At 36.9% G+C, this 21,773-nt stretch carries 8 protein-coding genes and 1 pseudogene; 2 read left to right on the top strand and 7 right to left on the bottom strand.

The genetic code is table 11. The features are described 5' to 3' along the window. Nucleotides 1–42 precede the first annotated feature (42 nt). Nucleotides 43–1,692 (top strand): alpha-keto acid decarboxylase family protein, encoded by a 1,650-nt coding sequence (locus H1225_RS04745; protein WP_161671327.1) that lies wholly within the window; start codon nucleotides 43–45, stop codon nucleotides 1,690–1,692. Nucleotides 1,693–2,024: 332 nt separating this feature from the next. After that, nucleotides 2,025–4,946 (top strand): autotransporter domain-containing protein, encoded by a 2,922-nt coding sequence (locus H1225_RS04740; RefSeq protein ID WP_239739521.1) that lies wholly within the window; start codon nucleotides 2,025–2,027, stop codon nucleotides 4,944–4,946. A 12-nt stretch (nucleotides 4,947–4,958) separates the two neighbouring features. On the opposite strand, the gene H1225_RS04735 is transcribed toward H1225_RS04740, so the two are convergent. The 7 genes and pseudogenes from H1225_RS04735 to H1225_RS04705 form a co-directional block, all read right to left on the bottom strand. Then, nucleotides 4,959–5,096, bottom strand: coding sequence for a hypothetical protein (locus tag H1225_RS04735; RefSeq protein ID WP_157955976.1), 138 nt, complete (start codon nucleotides 5,094–5,096; stop codon nucleotides 4,959–4,961). Between the two features lie 595 nt (nucleotides 5,097–5,691). Further along, complete coding sequence (locus H1225_RS04730) at nucleotides 5,692–5,895, bottom strand: hypothetical protein (RefSeq protein ID WP_109847711.1); 204 nt, start codon at nucleotides 5,893–5,895, stop codon at nucleotides 5,692–5,694. Continuing rightward, entirely contained in the window at nucleotides 5,895–7,742 is a 1,848-nt protein-coding gene (locus H1225_RS04725) for a VENN motif pre-toxin domain-containing protein (protein ID WP_161706402.1), read from the bottom strand. Before H1225_RS04725 ends, H1225_RS04730 begins: the two co-directional genes overlap by 1 nt. Before the next feature lie 79 nt (nucleotides 7,743–7,821). Beyond that, complete coding sequence (locus tag H1225_RS04720) at nucleotides 7,822–8,082, bottom strand: hypothetical protein (RefSeq protein ID WP_109848579.1); 261 nt, start codon at nucleotides 8,080–8,082, stop codon at nucleotides 7,822–7,824. A 37-nt stretch (nucleotides 8,083–8,119) separates the two neighbouring features. Further along, nucleotides 8,120–8,332: pseudogene (locus tag H1225_RS04715) on the bottom strand (VENN motif pre-toxin domain-containing protein); the annotation flags it as partial. Between the two features lie 237 nt (nucleotides 8,333–8,569). Then, nucleotides 8,570–9,061, bottom strand: a complete 492-nt coding sequence (locus tag H1225_RS04710) for a hypothetical protein (protein ID WP_109848581.1) — start codon at nucleotides 9,059–9,061, stop codon at nucleotides 8,570–8,572. Continuing rightward, nucleotides 9,051–21,746: a two-partner secretion domain-containing protein gene (locus tag H1225_RS04705; RefSeq protein WP_239739520.1), complete on the bottom strand. Its 12,696-nt coding sequence runs from the start codon at nucleotides 21,744–21,746 to the stop codon at nucleotides 9,051–9,053. Before H1225_RS04705 ends, H1225_RS04710 begins: the two co-directional genes overlap by 11 nt. Nucleotides 21,747–21,773: the final 27 nt, after the last annotated feature.

The following is a 21,773-nucleotide window of genomic DNA, read 5'->3' as shown; positions in this document are numbered from 1 at the left end:
CCCTGTTTTTACAGATTATTATTCTGATATTCTGGAGATAATATGAATAAGACTGTTGTTGAATATATGCTAAACCGACTATATAACTTAGGTATAAGTGATGTCTTTGGTGTCGCTGGCGATTATGCCTTTCCTATAGAAGACACGATTTGTAATAGCAATCATCTGCGTTGGATTGGTAACTGCAACGAATTAAATGCAGCTTACGCCGCTGATGGTTATGCCCGAATTAAAGGTATGGCAGCGTTATCGACAACATTTGGTGTTGGTGAATTAAGTGCGATTAATGCTATTGCAGGTTCTTATGCAGAAAATCTACCTATTTTTCATTTGGTTGGTATGCCAGCAAGTGGTGTACAAAAAAGCAAACGTCTCGTTCATCATACCTTAGGTAATGGCGATTTTGATATTTTCTATCAACTAGCCCAACGTCTTGCTTGTGCTCATGCAATATTAACGCCTGAAAATTGTATTACTGAAATGGAGCGCTTAATTGCGACAGCATTAAAAGAACGTCGTCCTGTTTATATTGGCTTACCATCTGATTATGCTGTTATGCCAGTGATAGAAAATACACTTGTTACCACACCGAAAAAATCAATAAGTGATAAAGAAATACTAGAAAAAGTGGTATCACTCATTATTGATAAGATTACACAAAGCAATAATATCTGCGTTTTACCCGGTATTTTATCCGCACGTTTAGGGTTATCAGATAATGTCCAAGCTTTTATTGATAAAACAGGTTTACCTTATGCCACTATGTTTATGGATAAAAGCATATTAAGTGAATCTAATACTCAATATATTGGGATGTATGATGGACAATTAATGACACCTGATGTCAGAGAGTTTGTCGAAAATAGTGAATATGTATTAGGGATCGGAGCAATGATGACCGACTTTAATACGGGAAGTTTCACAGCCAATATTAAACCAGAACAATTTATCAACATCATGCCAGAATATGTAGAAATTGATTCTGTTATCTACTCTTCTATTTATATGGAAGATATTCTCTTTGAGCTGACAAAACGACTACCGAATAAAACTTATCATCAGATAAAAGCTAAGGGATTAGAAGACGCTATTTTATCTGATAACGGTGAAATTACAGCTCAATACCTCTACCCTCGATTAGAGAAATTCTTTAAACCTAACGATATTATTATTGCTGAGACAGGTACGTCATCAATGGGATTAGGTTTTGCTCTATTACCAGAAGGTGCTCAGTTCCATAACCAAACATTATGGGGTTCTATTGGTTGGGCAACACCCGCATCATTTGGTGCCGCACTTGCCGCACCTAACAAACGAGTTATTTTAATTACAGGCGAAGGCTCACATCAATTAACCGTACAAGAGATTAGTCAATTTGTTCGTTTTGGATTAAAGCCGATCATCCTTATTTTAAATAACGATGGTTACTTAATTGAACGATTATTATGTGATTACCCTGAAGCTTATTATAACGATCTTGCTCAATGGAATTATCATCAATTACCTAAAGCTTTTGGTGCAAAAGATTGGCATTGTGAGAAAGTCACAACGATAGATGAATTAAATAAAGCGCTTGAAGTGGCAGAATCAACAGATAGTGCCTCTTATATCGAAATAGTAACAGAGCGATATGAAGCTTCTGAATTAGCTAAAAAATTAAAAGAATCTAAAAGCTCATTATATTCATTCTAATATAAATGGATAAAATGACAAATTAAGTTTTTAGACAGAATAAAACTGGGAAAAAGCTTGGTTTTTCATTTGTGAAATTAGACATTAATTAAATAAAAAGCATGATCTATTTTTATTTTAAATATATAGATCATGCTGATACTTTATTATTATCTTGTCAAAATTATATTTAAATTGTTGCACCTTATTAATAGAAATAATAAAGAAGCTTCTTATTTGATTAATTAAAAAGGATTTAAATATACCTATTAACATAATAGTATCTGTCATAAAAACTAAATATAAATAATATAAATTAGCTCCAACTTTTTTTGGAAACTATGGCTTATTTTATGAAAAATATTGTAATACCTACCTCGTTAAGTTTCTTTTTTTTATTTTTTTCGAATTCATCATGGTCTGAAATAGATATTTTAGAAACCAAACAACATATTATAGATCAACGCAATAATTGGCTGGAAGAGATCAAAAATGGTGTTATCACAACGCCCCCTGAAAAAGGGTCAAAAACAGCCGAACTAGATAGAATAATAAGTAATAATTATCAAACAATCTCAGGCGAACGAAGAAAACTAGCCGAAGCCGATAAGTCACAGACACATTCTTATGTTTTTAATACCTATGCCAATATTTTATTTGGCGACAACGTCAATTCGATCAATTTTAGCGATACTCAAGCTTACCAAGATCTGAACATATTACATAACACAGGAACATATGCTTATGATCCAAACAAAAAAAGAGTGCGCTCGATAGATTTTATCTTAAAAGGACTTTTTTTACGTGGCCGACCTTATCAAGTGATTGATAATAAAGGTAATTACTTTAATAATTACACCAATATAACAGGTTCATCTTACCCAAGTGGACATACATGGAATGGATACAAACAAGCTGCTGTTTTATCGATATTATTCCCTGAAAAGGGCAGTGAAATGTTTGCCCGAGCAATAGAATATGGTGAAAGCCGAGTTATTGTAGAGGCACATTTTGCAACAGATACCATCGCTTCGAGAATAGGAAATTATTACCTGTTATCACAAATGCTTGCAGATGATGACACAACTCGAACTTTTGTTAAGCTTGCCAAAGAAGTCCGCCAGAATGTCGCTAATCAGTGTAAAAATCAAAATTGTTTAACCACACCTAAAAAAATAACTAACGATGATGCAGGTTATTATGGAACAAAAGATCTTGAAACTTCATCGCTCATTTCCCCCAATCAAATACCCAGTTCGTCCAACAACTTACTGCGTTTACGTTTTGCATATTTAACCAAAGAGCAGAGGCAATCTATTTTAGCGAGCACAGCCTACCCGAGTCATTCTTTAGCGGGTTGGGCTTCACATGAAAATGTTCCAGATTCTAATTGGGGATTAATTAATCTTCCTAAAGCCTATAATGGGCCTTCATATTTTTATAATCATTTTCTTGTTAATCAAACAACTAATGAATTTGACTTCGCTGAGTTTGGTAAATTTGATGAATGGAAAAATGATATTAGTGGGCCTGGTAAATTAATCAAACAAGGCGATGGCGCATTGATCTTATCTGGTAATAACTATTTTGCAGGCATCGAGGTTAATCAGGGAAAATTACTCCTTATAGGCGAAAATCACTATTCAAAAAATTCTTCCATCAATGGTGGCACATTGTTACTTGAAGGAAAATTAAATTCATTACTGGATGTTAATAAAGGAACATTGCTATTAAATGATGGGAGCATAAGTTCTCAAGTCAATATCAATGACAAGGGTACACTTGCTGGTAAAGGAAAAATTAATAAGTTAGAGGTGAATTCAGGAGGCATCGTAGCACCAGGCCATTCAATTAGTACGCTTAATATAGATGATACTGTGATTTTTAATGCTGGCAGTCACTATCTGGTTGAAGTAAATTCACAGGGTGATAGCGATAAAATAGCAAGCCTCGGCACAGCGATACTTAACGGAGGAACAGTTAATGTATCTCTTGAAAATAATAGAAATCTCCTCACAAAAGACAATGTTCAGAGTCTATATAACACAAAATATACTATTTTAATGGCAGATAAAGGTATTAATGGTAAATTTGCTGATGTTAACCCAAACTACCTTTTTGTAGGAACAACACTATCTTACGATCAGAATGCAGTAATATTGAATGTCGGAAGAAATAATACTGCTTTCTCCAGCTTGGCAAAAACAAAAAATCAAGCATCAATCGCGAATGCAATAGATGCATTACCTTCAGGGCATCCTATTTATGAAAGCATTGTCGGAATGGATCTAAAAAATGATGTCCACTATACCTTTAATGAATTAACTGGCCAAATTCATGCCGATGTTTTATCTAATCAACTCAACAGTAGCCGACAAATAAAAGAAACACTCCTTTCTCAGGTTAAAAACGCTGAAACACTTAATGGTGAAAAAGAAACCGCAGACAATAAAGGTAATGTCTGGGCTAAAACTTTATATAATTGGGATGATAACTCAAGTGATGGTAATGCGAATAACTATGATGCTTCCACCTATGGCGTACTATTAGGTGCAGATCAACATTTTAATAACGATAAAATGTTGCTTGGTATAGCAACAGGTTTCACCAAAACCTCGCTCTCTGGCTATAACAGTCACGCAAACAGCGAAAATTACCTTTTATCATTTTATAGTGGCTATGATTTTAACCATATCAAGCTACGTGCAGGTGTATCGAATACGTTTCATCGTGTTCATACGTCAAAAACGGTCAACTACATCGCGCAATCAGATAAAAATAAAGCGAATTACAATGGGAATACCAGCCAGATATTTATCGAAGTAGCTTACCCAATAACTCTCTCGGACACACAATTAGAGCCTTTTGTTAATTTAGAATACGTCAAAACAAAAAACGCTGCCATTAACGAGCAAGGAGATCGTGCTGCCTTACAAGCCCATTCACAAAGTTTAGATTCAACCACATCTATCACAGGATTGCGTTTAAATAACAAATTGAAAATTAACAATAAATTTAATATTTCTCTGTATGGCGAACTAGGTTGGTTACACCAATACAACGATGTGGAACGAGGTATCAATTTACGTTTCACCGATACCCAACCAACATTTACTGCTAATAGCGTTGATACAGCACGGGATGCTCTTGTAGTTAAAGCAGGAACAACTATCCAAATAAATGAAATATCAAAATTATCAATCGGATATAGTGGATTGACAGCAAAAAATCAGCAAGATAATAGTATTGATATGAAATTCTCTATCGCTTTCTAACTAATGATGTATTTAAAGTGGATGATTTGCAAAAATGAGCGTGCGCTGAATATCACTTTCAACACTATTGCCTTGAATTTGGTTTTTTACTTCATTGGCAAGATAAGGGGCTGAGCCATTAGCAATCGCGGTGACAATGTTATTGCCCATCATACCTTGCGTAAATGCGGTAACGGCTTGGATGGCACGGGTATATTTACCTCCTGTGCCAAAGTCAGACTGATTGGTATAGTCCTGTAAACGTTGTTGGAAAAGGTAATTTTGAACGTCACGCTCAGTAACGTTCTCGTGAGTTTCAGAAAGGGCTTGGTAGAGATTGGTCGTAATTTAGATTTGAAAAACCAGCACTAGAGGGTTAGTACAAAACTGTGAACATCTAACTAACTATTCTAGATGAGTAACTGAATGAGTTTAATGTTACTCCCCCTCATATGCCAAGCCAGACTGTTAATAATCCAGTTGTCTGAAAAATGAGGTAGTCATACAAGACTCAGTGTGGCGCTAGTTTTTTTTGTAAAAATATTAGTGTCTTTTATATTCAAGATAACTGACTAAGCAAGCTACTATACTAAAGAAAAAACCAAATCCCATTCCCAAACATATATAATCTATAACATTCTCTTTAGTAATAGAAAAAAGACTATCTTCTATTGGGTAATTGTATATTAATTCTACTAGAGTTTTTATTATTAATAGAGTAAAAAAAACCATAACAGAGAATGCAATCCAAAGTAGAATAAAATATTTAAACAATTTCATATCGCATAACAATCCAAACAACTGTTCCAACACTGCTACCAATCAAGCCACCTAGTTTGATAGAATTCACCCAATCTAATTGATTTATACTTTTATCTGTTAAAAGCCATTCTCCTGATAATGATAAAAAAGAGAAAAATAAACCATATATAAAAATCATAAAAAATAAGGAATATATTGAGAGTTTCATTAATATGCACCTTTATCTAATTCTAAATAATATTGCTGTTCATTGTTAATCTCTTTAATATCCTTATTTTTCATAATATATCGTCCTAATAAACTACCACTTAGCTCTAATTCAAATGAACCAGCATCCCCACCTACAATCCCTGGGAGAGGACTTAATTTAAAACTTTCTGTCATAAAATTTGAATATTTGTACTTTTCTGCATACTGTAATGCATAACGACTTGCAGACATTCCAAAATGTTCTTTTATTAATTTTGCCTCCCAACGATTAACTAATACTGTTGTTAGACCATAACCCGATGTGGCCCCAAAAGTGGCTGAAACAACAGCAGCTTCTGAATTTTCGCCTGCAATCTTACTCCCTAAATAAGCACTACCTGCGTTTAATTGAACATTGGAATGTAGATTTCGACCTGTTCCTGTCCAACCGGTAAAGCCGGCTAGTCCGAAGCTCAGATAATCAAATTTATCTCCAGCATTATCATTGTAAACCTGTACACCTGCATTTGCGCCCATACTCAATCCAGTTCCTATCAGTTTAGCCTCCGCTGAGGCGGCTGAATTAAATAATGCCCTACCACCTAGGTACAATCCGAATACATTTTCTGGCTCTCCAACAAAGGAGGCAAATCTGTCCCAGTTATCTGAGTGTTTATTAGCAAATTCAACATCCTGATTATTAATATACAATACAGCATTTCTGACATCTTCATTATCTAAAGAACCATAAAGCCATGTTGGTCTCTCGGCTGCCGAAATTCCTCCATTCAGCTTGAGCCTTTCATAGCCAGCAGTGCATTCTAATGAGTTTCTTTGGCATGCCTTTCTAAATTCTTCTGAATTTTTTCCTTGAATTGTGGCGTACTTGTCAATAATAGGCTGACAATTCTCACCAGCTGCTTTACATATTGTTATTTTTTTATCAAACGCACGAGCCTCATCAAAACTCAGATAGTTATTCTCAACCACCACTTTCCCGGCTTGGGCGGCATTGGCGACACCTGCGCTATTATCGCTAATTAAACCACCGGCAATGCCTGAAGCTAACGTTGCCCATGCGCTTATATTCTGCTTTTCAGACTCAGTCAGTTCTTCGGGAGCTTTGCCATAAAGTGAATGCGATAAAATACCCACCGTTTCACCAGTCATCGCACCCGTGGCTTGTGCTGCCACATTTTCACCTTTTGCCAATGCAAGACCGGCATTGAGTAAACCGTGGGCAAGCGCGCGCTGAATATCACTTTCAACACTGTTACCTTGGACTTGGTTTTTTACTTCTTTGGCAAGATAAGGGGCTGAGCCATTAGCAATCGCGGTGACAATGTTATTGCCCATCATACCTTGCGTAAATGCCGTGATAGCTTGGATAGCTCGGGTATATTTACCGCCCGTACCAAACTCAGACTGGTTGGTATAGTCCTGTAAACGTTGTTGGAAAAGGTAATTTTGAACGTCACGCTCAGTAACGTTCTCGTGAGTTTCAGAAAGGGCTTGGTAAATATCGTCGTAAGCGGTATCAGAAAAATTATCGAGCCTTGACTCTTCTTTCGCTTGATGAGTGCCTCGAATAGTATCAGCTGTGGTTGCCAAATCGATAATTTGTGCGCCAATTTCACCCACTAGTTGCTGTTTCTGTTGGCGACTTTGCTCTTTCTCTTTATCAAAGATTTTATTTAACGTGCTGTGGGCGTTATCGGTATCTTGGCTTAATTGCGCGATATCTTGCTGTTGATTATCGCTATCACGAACTGTCCATGTGCCTTGTGATACCGCAGATTGAGTGGTGTTTTCAGCGCTGTCAACATGATTACCTAGCATTTCCTGTATGTATAAAGCACTTGCCATGTAAAAACATGGCTCATCATATTTATATTTAAGATATTAAAATAAAAGTGTTAATAATATTTAATAAAAAATTATCAAATTATCTTTCTCTCATTTCCATTAATTGGATAATAAAAATACTAACACCAAAAATAACTCCACCGCCTACACTCATTTTTAATAATTTTTCTACCTTATAATCTTCGAATAACATTGAAATAGGAGTATTAAAATAAAAATAATCAAAAACAAATAGAAAAAAATCAACAACAACCCCTATTAATAATAAGCCTAACATACCTATTATGGAATATAAAATAATAGCAAAAATAAAAAGTGGTATTTTTTTTATTGTTCTCATTTTTCTTCTCTTTTATCTATTAACTCTTGCAATTTAGATGCCCCATATTCGCCAGCATATTGCCTTCAACACCCCCTGAGGTACTTACACCACCAGATTGATGCTCAACTTTATATTCTGCGTAGTTATGGATATCACTAAAGCCTAATGTGCCCGTATCAAGCTGATTATTTTTAGCCTCTGCGGTACTGCTAATTACTGCACCATCAAGCTGGGTATGTTTACCCACACTGATATCAAACCCTTGATTACACACAAATAAGGCTGATTAAATAACAATTTAACACAGAACCATGTAGAAATACGGTTCCCCAACATGGCTAAATTGAACAGTTGACTATCTGGTTGTCAGTGACACTGTAAGCTAAATACACAGAATTATTTACAGGGCCAACTTGGCCTTTATCCTTAACCTATCTTCATCCTCTAAGCTGAGCAGTTGATTATTTAGGAACTAGAAGTAGATCCAAGAACAATTACAGAAAAACTACTCCTCTAAATAAAACAAACCGTGAGAATCTTTCAGCGTCGCATAAATTCTCATAGCCTCTTCCCCTTCAGCTATGTATTCCACATCAATCGGCTTAGGTGGAAAATCAGGATCAGTATAATTACCGCCCAAAAAGGCTTTATATTGTTCCAGAATATAAAGTAACTGATCAATGGTTAACAAAACTCTCTGTTCTTGCACATACTCATTGGCGATAAATACCATATTTTTCGTCACCATCACCCAATGGGCATTCCCCATACCAAAAAAACCATCGGGTGCTCGACTAGAGGGTAAGTTAGTTAAATTGTTTATCCAAATATCAATAGAATTTAGTGAGTATTGAATATCATCAGACAACCAGCCGGCTAATTCTCGAGAGCCATAGCCTAAGGTGGTTTTATCTGTTGATACCCATAATTTATTACCTATGGGTGTAAAATCTTTACTATTATTATTCCACCAAAAATTTATTTTATCATTTAGCATTAGTACTCCTACCTTCAAATACGGGCCATGCCGTTGCACCTGAACCATCCGGCTTGCCATAATAACCTTCTATTTTAACACCACTATCAGAATATCCAGTCCATTTTTCTGTGTTTGGTATATTTGTTGAATTTTTAAATGCACTCTCTATTTCCTGAGCGGTTTGTCGCTTAGACCAGTGTTCAGGGAAAAATGTTGTTTCACTTTGTTTTTTTATCCATTTTCCTGTTACTTCATTTCTTACTGATATATACCCTTTTGAAACACCATTTATATCGGGTATAGCAGTCCATTTATCAACCCTTACATTTGGATCTCTTAAATAATGGCCTCCACCTGCTTTTTGAAAACCATTTTTATATATTTTTACTTCTCCCTTAAGAATATGATCCATTCGTATATAAGCTGTTTTTAAACCATTACCACCTTGTTCCTGAATTAATTCTAGAGGCGTAGATGATGGCTTAAAATCATATAGATATTCACCCCCTTCCCACTTCGGAATTGACTGCCCATTTTTAACAAATGCCAAATAGGTTTTTGCTGCGATAAATTGAAGGGCTTTCGCTGTTGTAGTTGGTGGAGTACTTCCCACTATTTCAGCCGCTTTTTCAGGTGTCATCTTCTGTTGTATTAAAAATACATCAAGCGGTATACCTGTAATATTTCCCCATGCAATCATTATCCCCAAAGCAGGATCTTGCTCTTCTGGATGAATTCCTTTAGCTGCTCTTGTTAAAGCTGTATTAATTTCCTCTATACTATTATCATTTCGTGCCATCGAAATAGCCAGTGATGACATGGCTTGCCCATACTCAGCCATTCCTGCTGGCAGATCCTTAGGACCAAAGACATTATTCTCAACCACCACTTTCCCGGCTTGGGCGGCATTGGCGACACCTGCGCTATTATCGCTAATTAAACCGCCGGCAATGCCCGAAGCTAACGTTGCCCATGCGCTTATATTCTGCTTTTCAGACTCAGTCAGTTCTTCGGGAGCTTTGCCATAAAGTGAATGCGATAAAATACCCACCGTTTCACCAGTCATCGCACCCGTGGCTTGTGCTGCCACATTTTCACCTTTTGCCAATGCAAGACCGGCATTGAGTAAACCGTGGGCAAGCGCGCGCTGAATATCACTTTCAACACTGTTACCTTGAATTTGGTTTTTTACTTCATTGGCAAGATAAGGGGCTGAGCCATTAGCAATCGCGGTGACAATGTTATTGCCCATCATACCTTGCGTAAATGCCGTGATAGCTTGGATGGCTCGGGTATATTTACCGCCCGTACCAAACTCAGACTGGTTGGTATAGTCCTGTAAACGTTGTTGGAAAAGGTAATTTTGAACGTCACGCTCGGTAACGTTCTCTTTGGTTTCTGAAAGGGCTTGGTAAATATCGTCGTAAGCGGTGTCTGAAAGCCGATTTAGCGTTGACTCTTCTTTCGCTTGATGAGTGCCTCGAATAGTATCAGCTGTGGTTGCCAAATCGATAATTTGTGCGCCAATTTCACCCACTAGTTGCTGTTTCTGTTGGCGATTTTGCTCTTTCTCTTTATCAAAGATTTTATTTAACGTGCTGTGGGCGTTATCGGTATCTTGGCTTAATTGCGCGATATCTTGCTGTTGATTATCGCTATCATGGACTGTCCATGTACCTTGTGATACCGCAGATTGAGTGGTGTTTTCCGCGCTGTCACTATGGTTGCCTGCCATGGCTAATGCATGCCCCATATTCGCCAGCATATTGCCTTCAACACCCCCTGAGGTACTTACACCACCAGATTGATGCTCAACTTTATATTCTGCGTAGTTATGGATATCACTAAAGCCTAATGTACCCGTATCAAGCTGATTATTTTTAGCCTCTGCGGTACTGCTAATTACTGCACCATCAAGCTGGGTATGTTTACCCACACTAATATCAAACCCTTGATTGCCTGCAAATAAGCCCGTTTGTTCTTCCACTGAATGGTATTTGCTGTCCATTTTATCGCGACTAAACGAAAGATTTGCCGAACCTCCCGGCGTGCCCATCACATTGACACTACCACCCGCACTTTCACTCGATTGCTTCGATTTGTAATCATCAATCGCTTGCTGGCTTTCAAGATGTAAATCTCCGCCCACCTTAGCAATCACTTTATCGCCTTGCGCTTGAGTGCCTTTTAAGGTCGTATCTTGGCCGCTTTGTAAGGTGAGCGTTTGCCCTGCATTTAATGTGCTATTGGTGTAATAGGTGTGGTCGCCCTCTTCAAATCCTTTTGCTCGGCTACCATTAGCATTAATATTTACCCCAACACCCCCCGAGCCCACTGTGACGCCAACACCAACAGAAGCACTTTTGCTGCTGTTTTTACTGTCTATCGTCTCTTGGTTTTGTGCTGATTGTAATGTGATATCTCGCGTAGCACTTAAAGTAAGATCACCACCAGCCTGTAGCTCACTGCCTGTAATAGTGATATCGCCTTGCTCTTTTCCTGTTGCCGTAATAGAGAGATTTTCACCTGCGCTTAAGCTACTGCCCTGGGCGATGTTTTGTTGCTGTATACGTTCAGACTCAGAAGAACTTTTGCCATAAGCAACATTGGCACCAATCAACGTTGTGCTCTCATTATCAGTGCCAGATTGCGCATTATCTAATGCAACCGCACCTGCTACCTGAGCCCCAGAAAGTCCTGCTTTAATACCTTGAAGTGTGCTAATTTGGCTATCATCAGCTTCTTTAGATGCCTTATAACCTGAAATAGCGCCATTGATTGCACTTCCTGCGGTACCACTTAGTGCGACGGTAAAACCACTCTGCTTAGTCTTAGTTTTGCTTAGCTCAGTGTAACTATTTTCGGTAGCCAGAATATCAACAGAATCCCCCGTAAGAGATATCTCTTTTTTGGCTATCATTTCACTGCCATCAATGGTGAGATTATCCCCTGAACTGATGCGAATATTGCCATCCGTACTACCAATCACACTGCCTTTTTGAGTCACAGCATCACTATTATTGAGCTGCTCAAATGCAGATTTACCTACAGTAAAGCCGATGCCTCCTGTACCACCGATGCCTGATTTTTTAATTTTTTCTTCATAAGATTGGAAAGCAAACTCTTCTGCAGTAGTCAGCGATAATTGATTACCCGCATCAAGATTGATATCTTGTGTCGCAATAATCTCACTGCCCTGTGCAATTAAATCATTGCCAGCAGAAATAGAAACTTCATTTCCTTTTAGCTCTGTTCCAGTTGCTTGTTTATTATGAATTTCAGCATGTGTAGTGCGAGTTTCCGAAGAACCAAATGATTTATCTTTCGTCACACTGTGTGCGATTTGGTCAATAGAGGAATAACCACTTTGTAACGAAATATCATTACCTGCAGTTAATCCTAGCGAGCCTGTGGCTTGAATATCTGTTGCCGTAAGATGAAGATCTTCGCCCGATGCTATTGAGATATCCCCCGCATAAAGATGAGATCCAATCTCCTCTTCTGTGGTTTTATGCAGATAGTTATTGCTATCCCAATCAATATTCTCTTGGCGACGCGTATTAATAGTACCTAATTCAATATTTTTACCTGCGGTTAACGCCAATTGGCTGTTATCACCACTTGCGAGAATATCTGTTGCTGTTAACACTAAATTACGCGTTGCTTTTAATGTAATCTCACCATCTGACTCTGTTAAATAAATAGCCGCACCACGGTTTAGCCATTGATCGGTATTATTACCCGATACAGTTGCTGTACTAATAATGTCATTACCCGCTTGCAGATTAATGCGGTTTTGCCCTGCAATTTGTCCGCCTTCATTTTGAATATCTTGCAACGCAAGTAAATCTACCGTTTGCCCTTTAATTAGCCCTTGGTTAATTAAATTATCGGTTGAAGCTTGTAATTCTATTTTACTTAAAATAGTGCCTTTGTTTTTTAACTCAGGAATATTATTTAAAATAACTTCACTACCTGAAAGCAATGCTCCACTGTTTTGTAAATCACCGGGTAGAACACGCGCATAAACTTGAGGCACTAATACCTTTTCAACGGAGCCATTAGCTAATGTGATCTCTCTACTGGTTAATAACACCATATCCGTTGTGATCATTGCCATCTGTTCAGCGGTTAATGTCACACCTGGTTTAATGCCAAACTCTTCACTAAAGCGAATACCCGCATCCATTAAAGCATGATATTGCTGTTCGTTATCATTATGCCCATCAAGATATTGATTGCCGGTGAGCTGAATAATTTGATCACGGATTATGCGTTGTTCATAAAAACCATCGCCAATACGCTTATGGGTATTATTGTGATCAACAGATAATGCATTTTGCATATAATCTGAGCTTAACCACTCCCTTTTATTGGTAAAGCGAGAGTCAGTTTCAACAATATATTGGCTATCCGTTCCTTTATTAACATTAAATAAACGGTTTTCAGGGAATTTTAATATAGGCGCTACGGTCTGAATTTTAACTTCGATGGTTTTCTCTTCCGTTGGCTTTTCTAATTGAGGAACTGTAATTATTTTACCAATAGGAAGTTCAGGGTGTTTCTCTGACCGTTTTATTTCCGGTAATACACCATTAGGCTGCGTTATTGCGGTTTGTTCAGCATTAAATGTTGAAACCGTATCACCACTTTCTAATACGATTTTTGTCGATTGATTACCATTAATCGTCTCATCAAGTTTTTTTGTAGTTATTTTATCAAAGAGAGCAAGATCACTTTGGTCTGTTAATAATCCCTCTTTATATTTTGTTAATGAGAGATCATCCCCCAAATCATAATCTGTTTTTTCAGGCGTAATAGAGGTTAGCTCCGCCGTATCAACATCGACTTGATTATGATGAGCAATTAACCGACCGAATCTTCGTGTCGTAAATACTTTTATTTCACTCTGTTCACTTAATTCAGGACGTTTATCTGAGGTCAGATCGCTATTTTCTTTATATTCCAATAAACCTAATGATAAATCAGTAACCACCTCAAACGGCCCATATTGGGAATGTGAAGTTGAGCTACTCTTCTTACGACCCCCTCGACGTTTACCCGGTCTTTTATGCTTTATTGCTGTACCTTCATGGTATTCAATACGCTGACCTGCGGTTTCCTGATTATTAATATGCATACCATCAATAATCAGTTTGCCACCAGCGATAATATGGCTATCAATATTGTTTAAATTATCACCTTTTAAAGTGATATCTTTACCCGCCAATATTAATGCCGGATCACGATGTAATAATTTTGACTCTTCTGTAATTACCTTATATTTAAATTCATAGAAGTCTTTATATTGACGACTATTAATATTTAATAAATGCTCACGCGTATTGATGTTGTACCAGATTCGCTCATCATCAGAATCAAATTTATCGCCGCTATGATCGACACCAAATTGATACATTGGTACTTCAGATACTTTTTCCGGATCACTGATTTTTAAGTAGAGATCGCGGTTATTAATTTCTGAAATATGAGCAAATAAATTTCCACTCGCTTCAATTGATGCACTTTCATTATTTAATACATCAGCGGCAACACTTTCTGACAGATTTTCTGTTTCAAAACCCGCAATAGCCATATCGCCACCACTGTAAATAAGGGCGTGATTACGGTTATTTATTGTATTACTCAATAGCTGTAGATTTTCACGAGAAGCTAATACCGGAGCAATATCTTCAAACGGTGCATGATTATCAAATTGCTGGCTTTTTAGCTGGATATTATCACCATAAATGCGTCCACCCGCTTGGTTATAAATAGCATCAGCCGTTAATGTGAGTGTGCCACCAAAAGCATCAATCAATCCTGTATTTTGCAGTTTTTCTGAAATGGTTAATATCAGCCGTTTAGCACTAATTTCGCCATTACGTTTTTCATTATCATCGAGACTTCTTTTGCTGCGAGTCGTCACCAAATCATCATTTTCTAATGGTGCTACTGACTCACTGTTATTTAAGTTCGTCGCTTGAAGTGAAAGCCTCTCACCCGCATAAATAAATCCAGCGTTATGAATTTCATCCTCTGAAGAGAGTGTTAAAGAGTGCTGTGCTTTAATTGTGGCATCTTGTTCTAACTTAAAGGCGGTTTTTAATTGAATTTCACTGCCACCCGCCGAAATAATTTCGCCATTACCACTCAGCTTTTCCGCCCATAAACGAAGCTGTTGTGTCGCCGCTAATAGTCCCTTTTTATTATCAATCGCTAATTTATTTTCGTTTTTGCCTTCAATGGCTAACATTGCAGCAGATATTAAGCCACGCTGATTATTAAGGTTTTCAGCAGGAATTAATTTGAGTTGTTCACTGGCTTGAATAACGCCTTGATGATTAAGCAAATCGTTTACTGCAATATGAATATTATTGGCTTTTAATCCTAGGTTTTCATCATCTGTTTGCTGATTATCAAGCTGTTGAGCCGTTACAGTAAGTTGTTCTTGAGATTGGATCTGTCCTATCTGGTTATTTAATCCCTGACTGAGCGTGATTTCAGTATTGTTACCCGCAAGAATAACGCCTTGTTGGTTATCAATACTTTTACCGTCAATCAGTAAGTTATTAGCGGATAATAGTGTTCCTTGCTGATTATCTAACTCACTTTGGTTTAACTGAAGATCCAGTTTGTCAGTTGCCTGAATATGTCCTTTTTGGTTATTAAGTCCTGCAACATTAAGTTGGGTTTCAGTCGCACCAATAACTTTGCCATTTAAATTGATCAGATCATTTTGTCTGGTATTTAACTTAAGCTGACTGTCTGATTGCAATAATCCATCGGTATTAACCAACTCTTGAGAATGGATATTTAACTCTTTTTTGGCGTATATAGTGCCTTGATTGTTCTGTAACTCGCCGCTGTTAATAGTAACTGCATTAAGTGCAGTTATTTTCCCTTGCTGATTATCAATATCACCACTGTTTAATGAAATCGCACCCGCAGAAACAAGCGCCCCGTCACGATTAATAAGTGGTGTATTGGAATGGCTAATCGTTAATAAATCGCCAGCAGAGATTTTTCCTTGATAGTTGTTTAACTGTTCTGTTTGTAGGTCTGTTTTTTGACCTACCGTTATTAATCCTTGCTGATTATTTAATTTTTCAGGGCTAATTAGTTTTAGCATACTCGCGACAGAAATTAATCCATTTTGGTTGTCTAGCTGTTTAACCGTTGCATTCAGATTATGTTGAGTAATAATGCCCGCTGTCGCTTTGTTATCCGTATTTGTTAACTTACCATCAGCATTAATGGTGAGTGCTTTAACGGCGTAAATTAGCCCTTTCGCATTATTTATATTATTGGCATTAATAATTAATTGATGGCGATTACTGGCGATACTGCCTTTTCTATTATCAAGATCAGTCGCGTTAATCGTTGCTTGCTTATTAGTAGTTATTTTTCCTGTTTGATTAACCAGTTGCCCACTATAAATAGTCAGGTTAGTTAATGCGCTTATTAGTCCATTTTGGTTATTAATATTCTGTTTCTGCGTGTCAATAACGACATTTTGACTCGCACTAATCACACCTTTTTTATTATCAAGTTCAGCTGATTTTAAATTTAATCCACCCTGTTTGCTGCCTAATTGTGCTTGGCGATTAATCAGTTTTGCGCTAGAAATATTTAAGTCATCATCAGAAATCACGCGCCCTTGAATATTATTAAGCTCACCACTTTTTAGATCTAATTTTCCTTGGCTAATAATGCCACCCGATAGCGTCTGATTATTATTTAATGCATAACCTTGTGTATCTAAAGTGAAATTATCTGCTGAATAAAGTGTGCCTTGTTGATTATCTAACGTTTGAGTCGTTAATTTAAAGCCGTTTGCCTGACTAATAACTTCGCCACTACGGTTGCTCATCCCTAAACTATTAAGCAATAAAGATTTAGCAGAAAAGATATAGCCCGATTGATTATTTAAGTTACCTGTCACAAGGTTTAATGCCCCATGACTAATAATTCCTGCTTGAGATAATGTATTGCTATTATCTAATTGATTATTTTCTGTTGTAATATCTAATTGCGTTTTTGCTGTAATAAGACCATTTTGGTTATTAATTGCACCACTTTCGATTAATACCCGTTCTTCAATGCTACCAATCTTACCTTTTTTATTATTAATATCTTCAACAAACAGTGATTGTTTAGCCGTTGATGTAATTTTACCTTCAAGATTATCAATATTACCGGCATTAATTTCTAATTCGCCTTTACTTATAATACCGCCACTTGTTGCCGTATCACTATTATCAATACGCTGTTTACCAGTGTTAATATTTAATGCTATATTCGCCGTGATCAACCCAGCATGATTTAACAGTTCATGGCTGGCGATAAGCAACTTGCCTGTTTGGCTAGCTAATACACCTTGCGTATTATCTAGTCGCTGTCCGTTGGTATTAATTACCATCTCTTTTAGAGAATAAATTAATCCAGATATATTTTTTATTGATGCTGAATCAATAGAAATAGTGCCATTATCCGCGGAAATGATACCGTTATTATTGGTGATTTGTTGCTGATGCGTATTGATTATTGCGTCATATTTGGCAACTAACTGACCATCTTGATTATTGAGCGCTCCACTATCAATGGTGATATTTTTTTGGCTAACTATTCCGCCACTTTTTAAAGTTTGCGTGTTATCGATAGCATATTTATTTGGATCTAATTTAAGATCACCTTGGGCAGAAATAACGCCGCTACGGTTGTCAATTTGATGTGTATTTAAAGTCAGTGATGATTTCTCACTTCCTAAACGGCCTTGATAGTTAATTAAGTCACCATAAGATAAAACATTCGCACTATTACGAGCAATTATTTTACCTAGCGTATTATCTAATTTTCCTTGGGTTTCAATAGATAATGCATTATGGCTAGTGATTTTACCTTTAGTATTATTTAATTCACTCCCCGTCGTAAGCGTCATTAATTTATTAGAGGCAAGCGATCCTTGCGTATTATTTATCGCTTTTTTTGTTTCAATTTCTAATGTCTCATGACCACTTATTTCTCCTTGGGTATTGTTTAATTCGCCATAAGTTAAAATATTAACTGAAGCATTACTGATCAACTTTCCTTTGGTGTTATTTAATTCACCCGTTGTCATATTGAGTGCATTTCTACTAAAAATCTGACTATTGGTTTTCGTACTTTGGTTACTTAAACGCTCACCTTGTGTATTAATGATGATGTTATTGGCACTTATTGAGCCATCATCATTAATCAGTTGTTTACTGGTAATTGATAAATCGCTATTTAGGCTACCTAATATGCCTTGTTGATTGACTAAATTGCCACTTTTAACAGTTAACTGATCAGCAGAAACAATACGGCCTTGTGTGCTATCAATATCCCCACTATTGATTGTCAATGTCCCTTTTGTTTCGATCCCCTTATTACCATCAATTGTTTGACGATTAATCAAGTGATCACGCAAAGTTAATTGTAATTGTTGAGGAGAAAACAGATGTCCTTGGCTGTTATTTAGCGATATTCCTTTTAATGTTAAATTGGCTAACTCGCTAAGGATTTGACCTGATTGGTTAGTCACGATGTTAGTTTGTAAATCAACTTGCTGCTTAGCTAGAATTTGCCCTTGTTGATTATTAAGATCACCACTGTGAATATTTAATCCACCTTGACTCACTATTCCGCCGCTTTTTTGTGTTTCACTATTCGTTATTTTTTGCTGGTGGCTATCAATAATGAGATCTTTACCGGTAATAATCAGCCCAGTGTGATTATTTATCGCACCTGTTTTTAACGTTGCGTGATCAGATAATGTTAATCGACCAAATTGATTGATAAAGCCTAATTTAGCTGTATTTAATTGTAATTGGCTCGCACTAATATCACCTTGGCTATTATCTAATACTCCCGTATTCAGTCGTAAGTTTTGTGTTGCTTGAATACCTTGACCTTTTTGTGTATCGCGATTAATTAACGGCTGGTTATTTGAATTAATAGTGATATTAAATGCCTGTATTAACCCTGATGTATTATCCCACCCTTGCGTATTAGCGGTAAAATCACCTTGTGTAACGATTTTACCTTGCTGGCTATTAACTATTTTACTCTGGAGATCAATACTATTTTTAGCATTGATAATCCCTTGGCTATTGTTAATGTCACCAGCGTTTAGATGCAATTCTCCTCGACTAATAATACCGCCAGATTGATGCGTATTTTGATTATTTAACTCTCCATCTTGGGTCGATAACCACAAGGATTTTTCTGATTGAATAATGCCTTGGCTGTTATCAACGTTATTTGCCGTTAATCGCAGTCTATTTTGCGAAATTATTGCACCTTGTTGATTATCTGCATGTCCCGTTAAAGTGATATTTAATCCATTAGCACCCATTTCACCTTTGGCGTTATTTAATGTATTCGCTTTAATTTCACTATTATTTTTGCTAACAATTTTCCCAGCATTGTTATCAAGCTTATTGTTCAGGGTGAGATCAATAGTTTTATCGGCATTAATATTGCCTTGCTGGTTAGTTAATATATTGGCATGAAGTTTAAGAGTATCCGAAGATATCAATGCACCTTTATTATTAGTAATGGCTTCTATGGCGGTTATATCTAGGTGACTTTGGTTTAAGGTTCTCACTTCACCTTGGGTATTATCTATCTCTTGGGCATTGAGTGTTAATGCACCTTGCGTCTGAATATTACCACGTTGGTTACTGAGTTTTTTTTCTACGTTAATTGATGTTAGTTCAGTACCTATTTGCTTTAAATTAGCATCATTATGGTTAAGATTAACTGCACTAATCTCTATTTTTTTCGCTTGGGTTGTGGCTTTTTCTAAATCTACATATTGCCCTTGCAGAGAAAACTGCCCGGTTGTTAATAGGGAGCCTTCTTTACCTAATAACGTTTCAGTTTTTAGAGTGATGGCACCTTGTTGAGGCAATGATATTGTGCCTTGCTGATTATTTAGCGCCGTTGTTTTAATGATTAATTGGCGGCCAAGACTTTGAATATCGCCATGTTGATTATTCAGATTTTGATGATTTAAAGCGAGATTTCCAGCAGAATTAATCTCTCCTTTTGGGTTATTAAGTGTAACGGAATTGAGTTTTAAATCATGGCTACCTGATTGGCTTAATTTACCCTCACTATTATCAATCAGGTTAGGCGCAATAAGTTGAAGCTTATCAGCGCTGATCTCACCTTTACGATTAATAATCTCTGTTTTAGCATTAAGCATTACTGTATTGGCATTAACTTGGGCAGACTCTGTTTTAATTTGCCCTACTAATGCCGTAATGTGTAGATCTTTACTTTGTGTTTTGCTGTTTGAAATATCAACATTTTTAGCCGTTAAATTAATTTTATCGCCACTTAAATGCTGACCTGCAGAAATAATGTCATCCGCTATATTCAAAGTTAGCGAGGCAGGATTAACGGCATTACCGCTATTATCAATGCCTGCACCTAGTTGGCCCTTGTCTGTTGCCAAATAGCCTTTAGCATCAATTTGAATATTATTTTGAGCGACTATTTTACCTAATGCAGTTTGAGAAACGTTTTCTGTTGTTTTTAGCTGAATATTATTTTTAGCTTGTAGTGTGCCACTATTAACAAGATCACCTGTGGTATTTAGCGCTAGGTTTTTATCGCCTGCGATGACACCTTGGTTATTTAGACTTGCCGTATTAATTTGTAATTGTGCTTTAGACTGAATGAGTCCGATATTTATTAACTGACCGTTTTCATTTAGTGTTAAACCACCCGCTTCAGCACCAATTTCGCCTGCATTACGCACACCAACACCATGTTCTGTGCCAACCAATTTAATTTTGTTGGCATACATACCACCGATTAGGGCAACATCGACGGCATAATCATTTTTTTTAGCGACTGAATCATCTTGGCTAATCACATTGCCATTATTATCTAGTGTATTTTTACCTGTAGTAATTTCTAATTTATTGGCTTGAATGCGTGAGTTAACTTCTACGGCGCGCGCTAAAATACGTGTGTAATCACTTTGGCTATCATTTAGACCACGACCAGAAATAACTATTTTTCCGTTGTTAATTTCATAACCAGCAATTGCCCCATCTTGCGTTAAAGCTTTACCTGCAACTAAAGTGGTATTTACCGCATTAATAAAGCCACAGCCTTGGCAACTAATACCCGCTGGATTTGCGATAATAATTTCCGCTCGTTTGCCTGCAACTTCAATAAAACCATTAAGTTGGCTAGGATTTTGGCTATTAATTTCATTTAAAATAACATTCGCTTCGCCTTTAACCAACCACGGATTTCCCGTCACCATTCCAGCTAATTGTGTTTGTGTATCTTGTAGGCTGTTATTGAGAATGGCACCTTTATTATCAACATCGAATTGCGTAAATTGGTTACGTGATACGCCATGTTGATTCGGTTGCTGGATATTAATTTGAGCTATGCCATTGCTGGTTTGTAATACCGTTGCTTGTTGGTTATTTGGAGCATGCTGATCTGCAATAATTTGACTAGCTTGCACAGAAAAACTTATCATGCCTTGCATCAGTAATAAAATAAATGCCACGCTATTTAGCGAACTTTTAATGGGTGATGAAAAAAGAGTATTGCGCTTATTATTTTCACCACAAGATTTCGTTAATTCAGATACGACAACCATTAATTGTCGAGTACGATTATAAATAACGCGATAACATAATTTATTCATGAGTAAGTTCCTTGCCAAAAAGACAAT

The sequence above is a fragment of the Proteus penneri genome, assembly GCF_022369495.1.
Taxonomy (GTDB): Bacteria; Pseudomonadota; Gammaproteobacteria; order Enterobacterales; family Enterobacteriaceae; genus Proteus; species Proteus penneri.
The sequence above is the reverse complement of the archived record's forward strand: the minus strand, read 5'-3'. Positions and strand labels throughout refer to the sequence as shown.

Coding starts and splice junctions, on each gene's coding strand:
- H1225_RS04745 (WP_161671327.1), top strand. CDS start 43: ATGAATAAGACTGTTGTTGAATATATGCTAAACCGACTATATAACTTA.
- H1225_RS04740 (WP_239739521.1), top strand. CDS start 2,025: ATGAAAAATATTGTAATACCTACCTCGTTAAGTTTCTTTTTTTTATTT.
- H1225_RS04735 (WP_157955976.1), bottom strand. CDS start 5,096: ATGGGCAATAACATTGTCACCGCGATTGCTAATGGCTCAGCCCCTTAT.
- H1225_RS04730 (WP_109847711.1), bottom strand. CDS start 5,895: ATGAAACTCTCAATATATTCCTTATTTTTTATGATTTTTATATATGGT.
- H1225_RS04725 (WP_161706402.1), bottom strand. CDS start 7,742: ATGGCAAGTGCTTTATACATACAGGAAATGCTAGGTAATCATGTTGAC.
- H1225_RS04720 (WP_109848579.1), bottom strand. CDS start 8,082: ATGAGAACAATAAAAAAAATACCACTTTTTATTTTTGCTATTATTTTA.
- H1225_RS04710 (WP_109848581.1), bottom strand. CDS start 9,061: ATGCTAAATGATAAAATAAATTTTTGGTGGAATAATAATAGTAAAGAT.
- H1225_RS04705 (WP_239739520.1), bottom strand. CDS start 21,746: ATGAATAAATTATGTTATCGCGTTATTTATAATCGTACTCGACAATTA.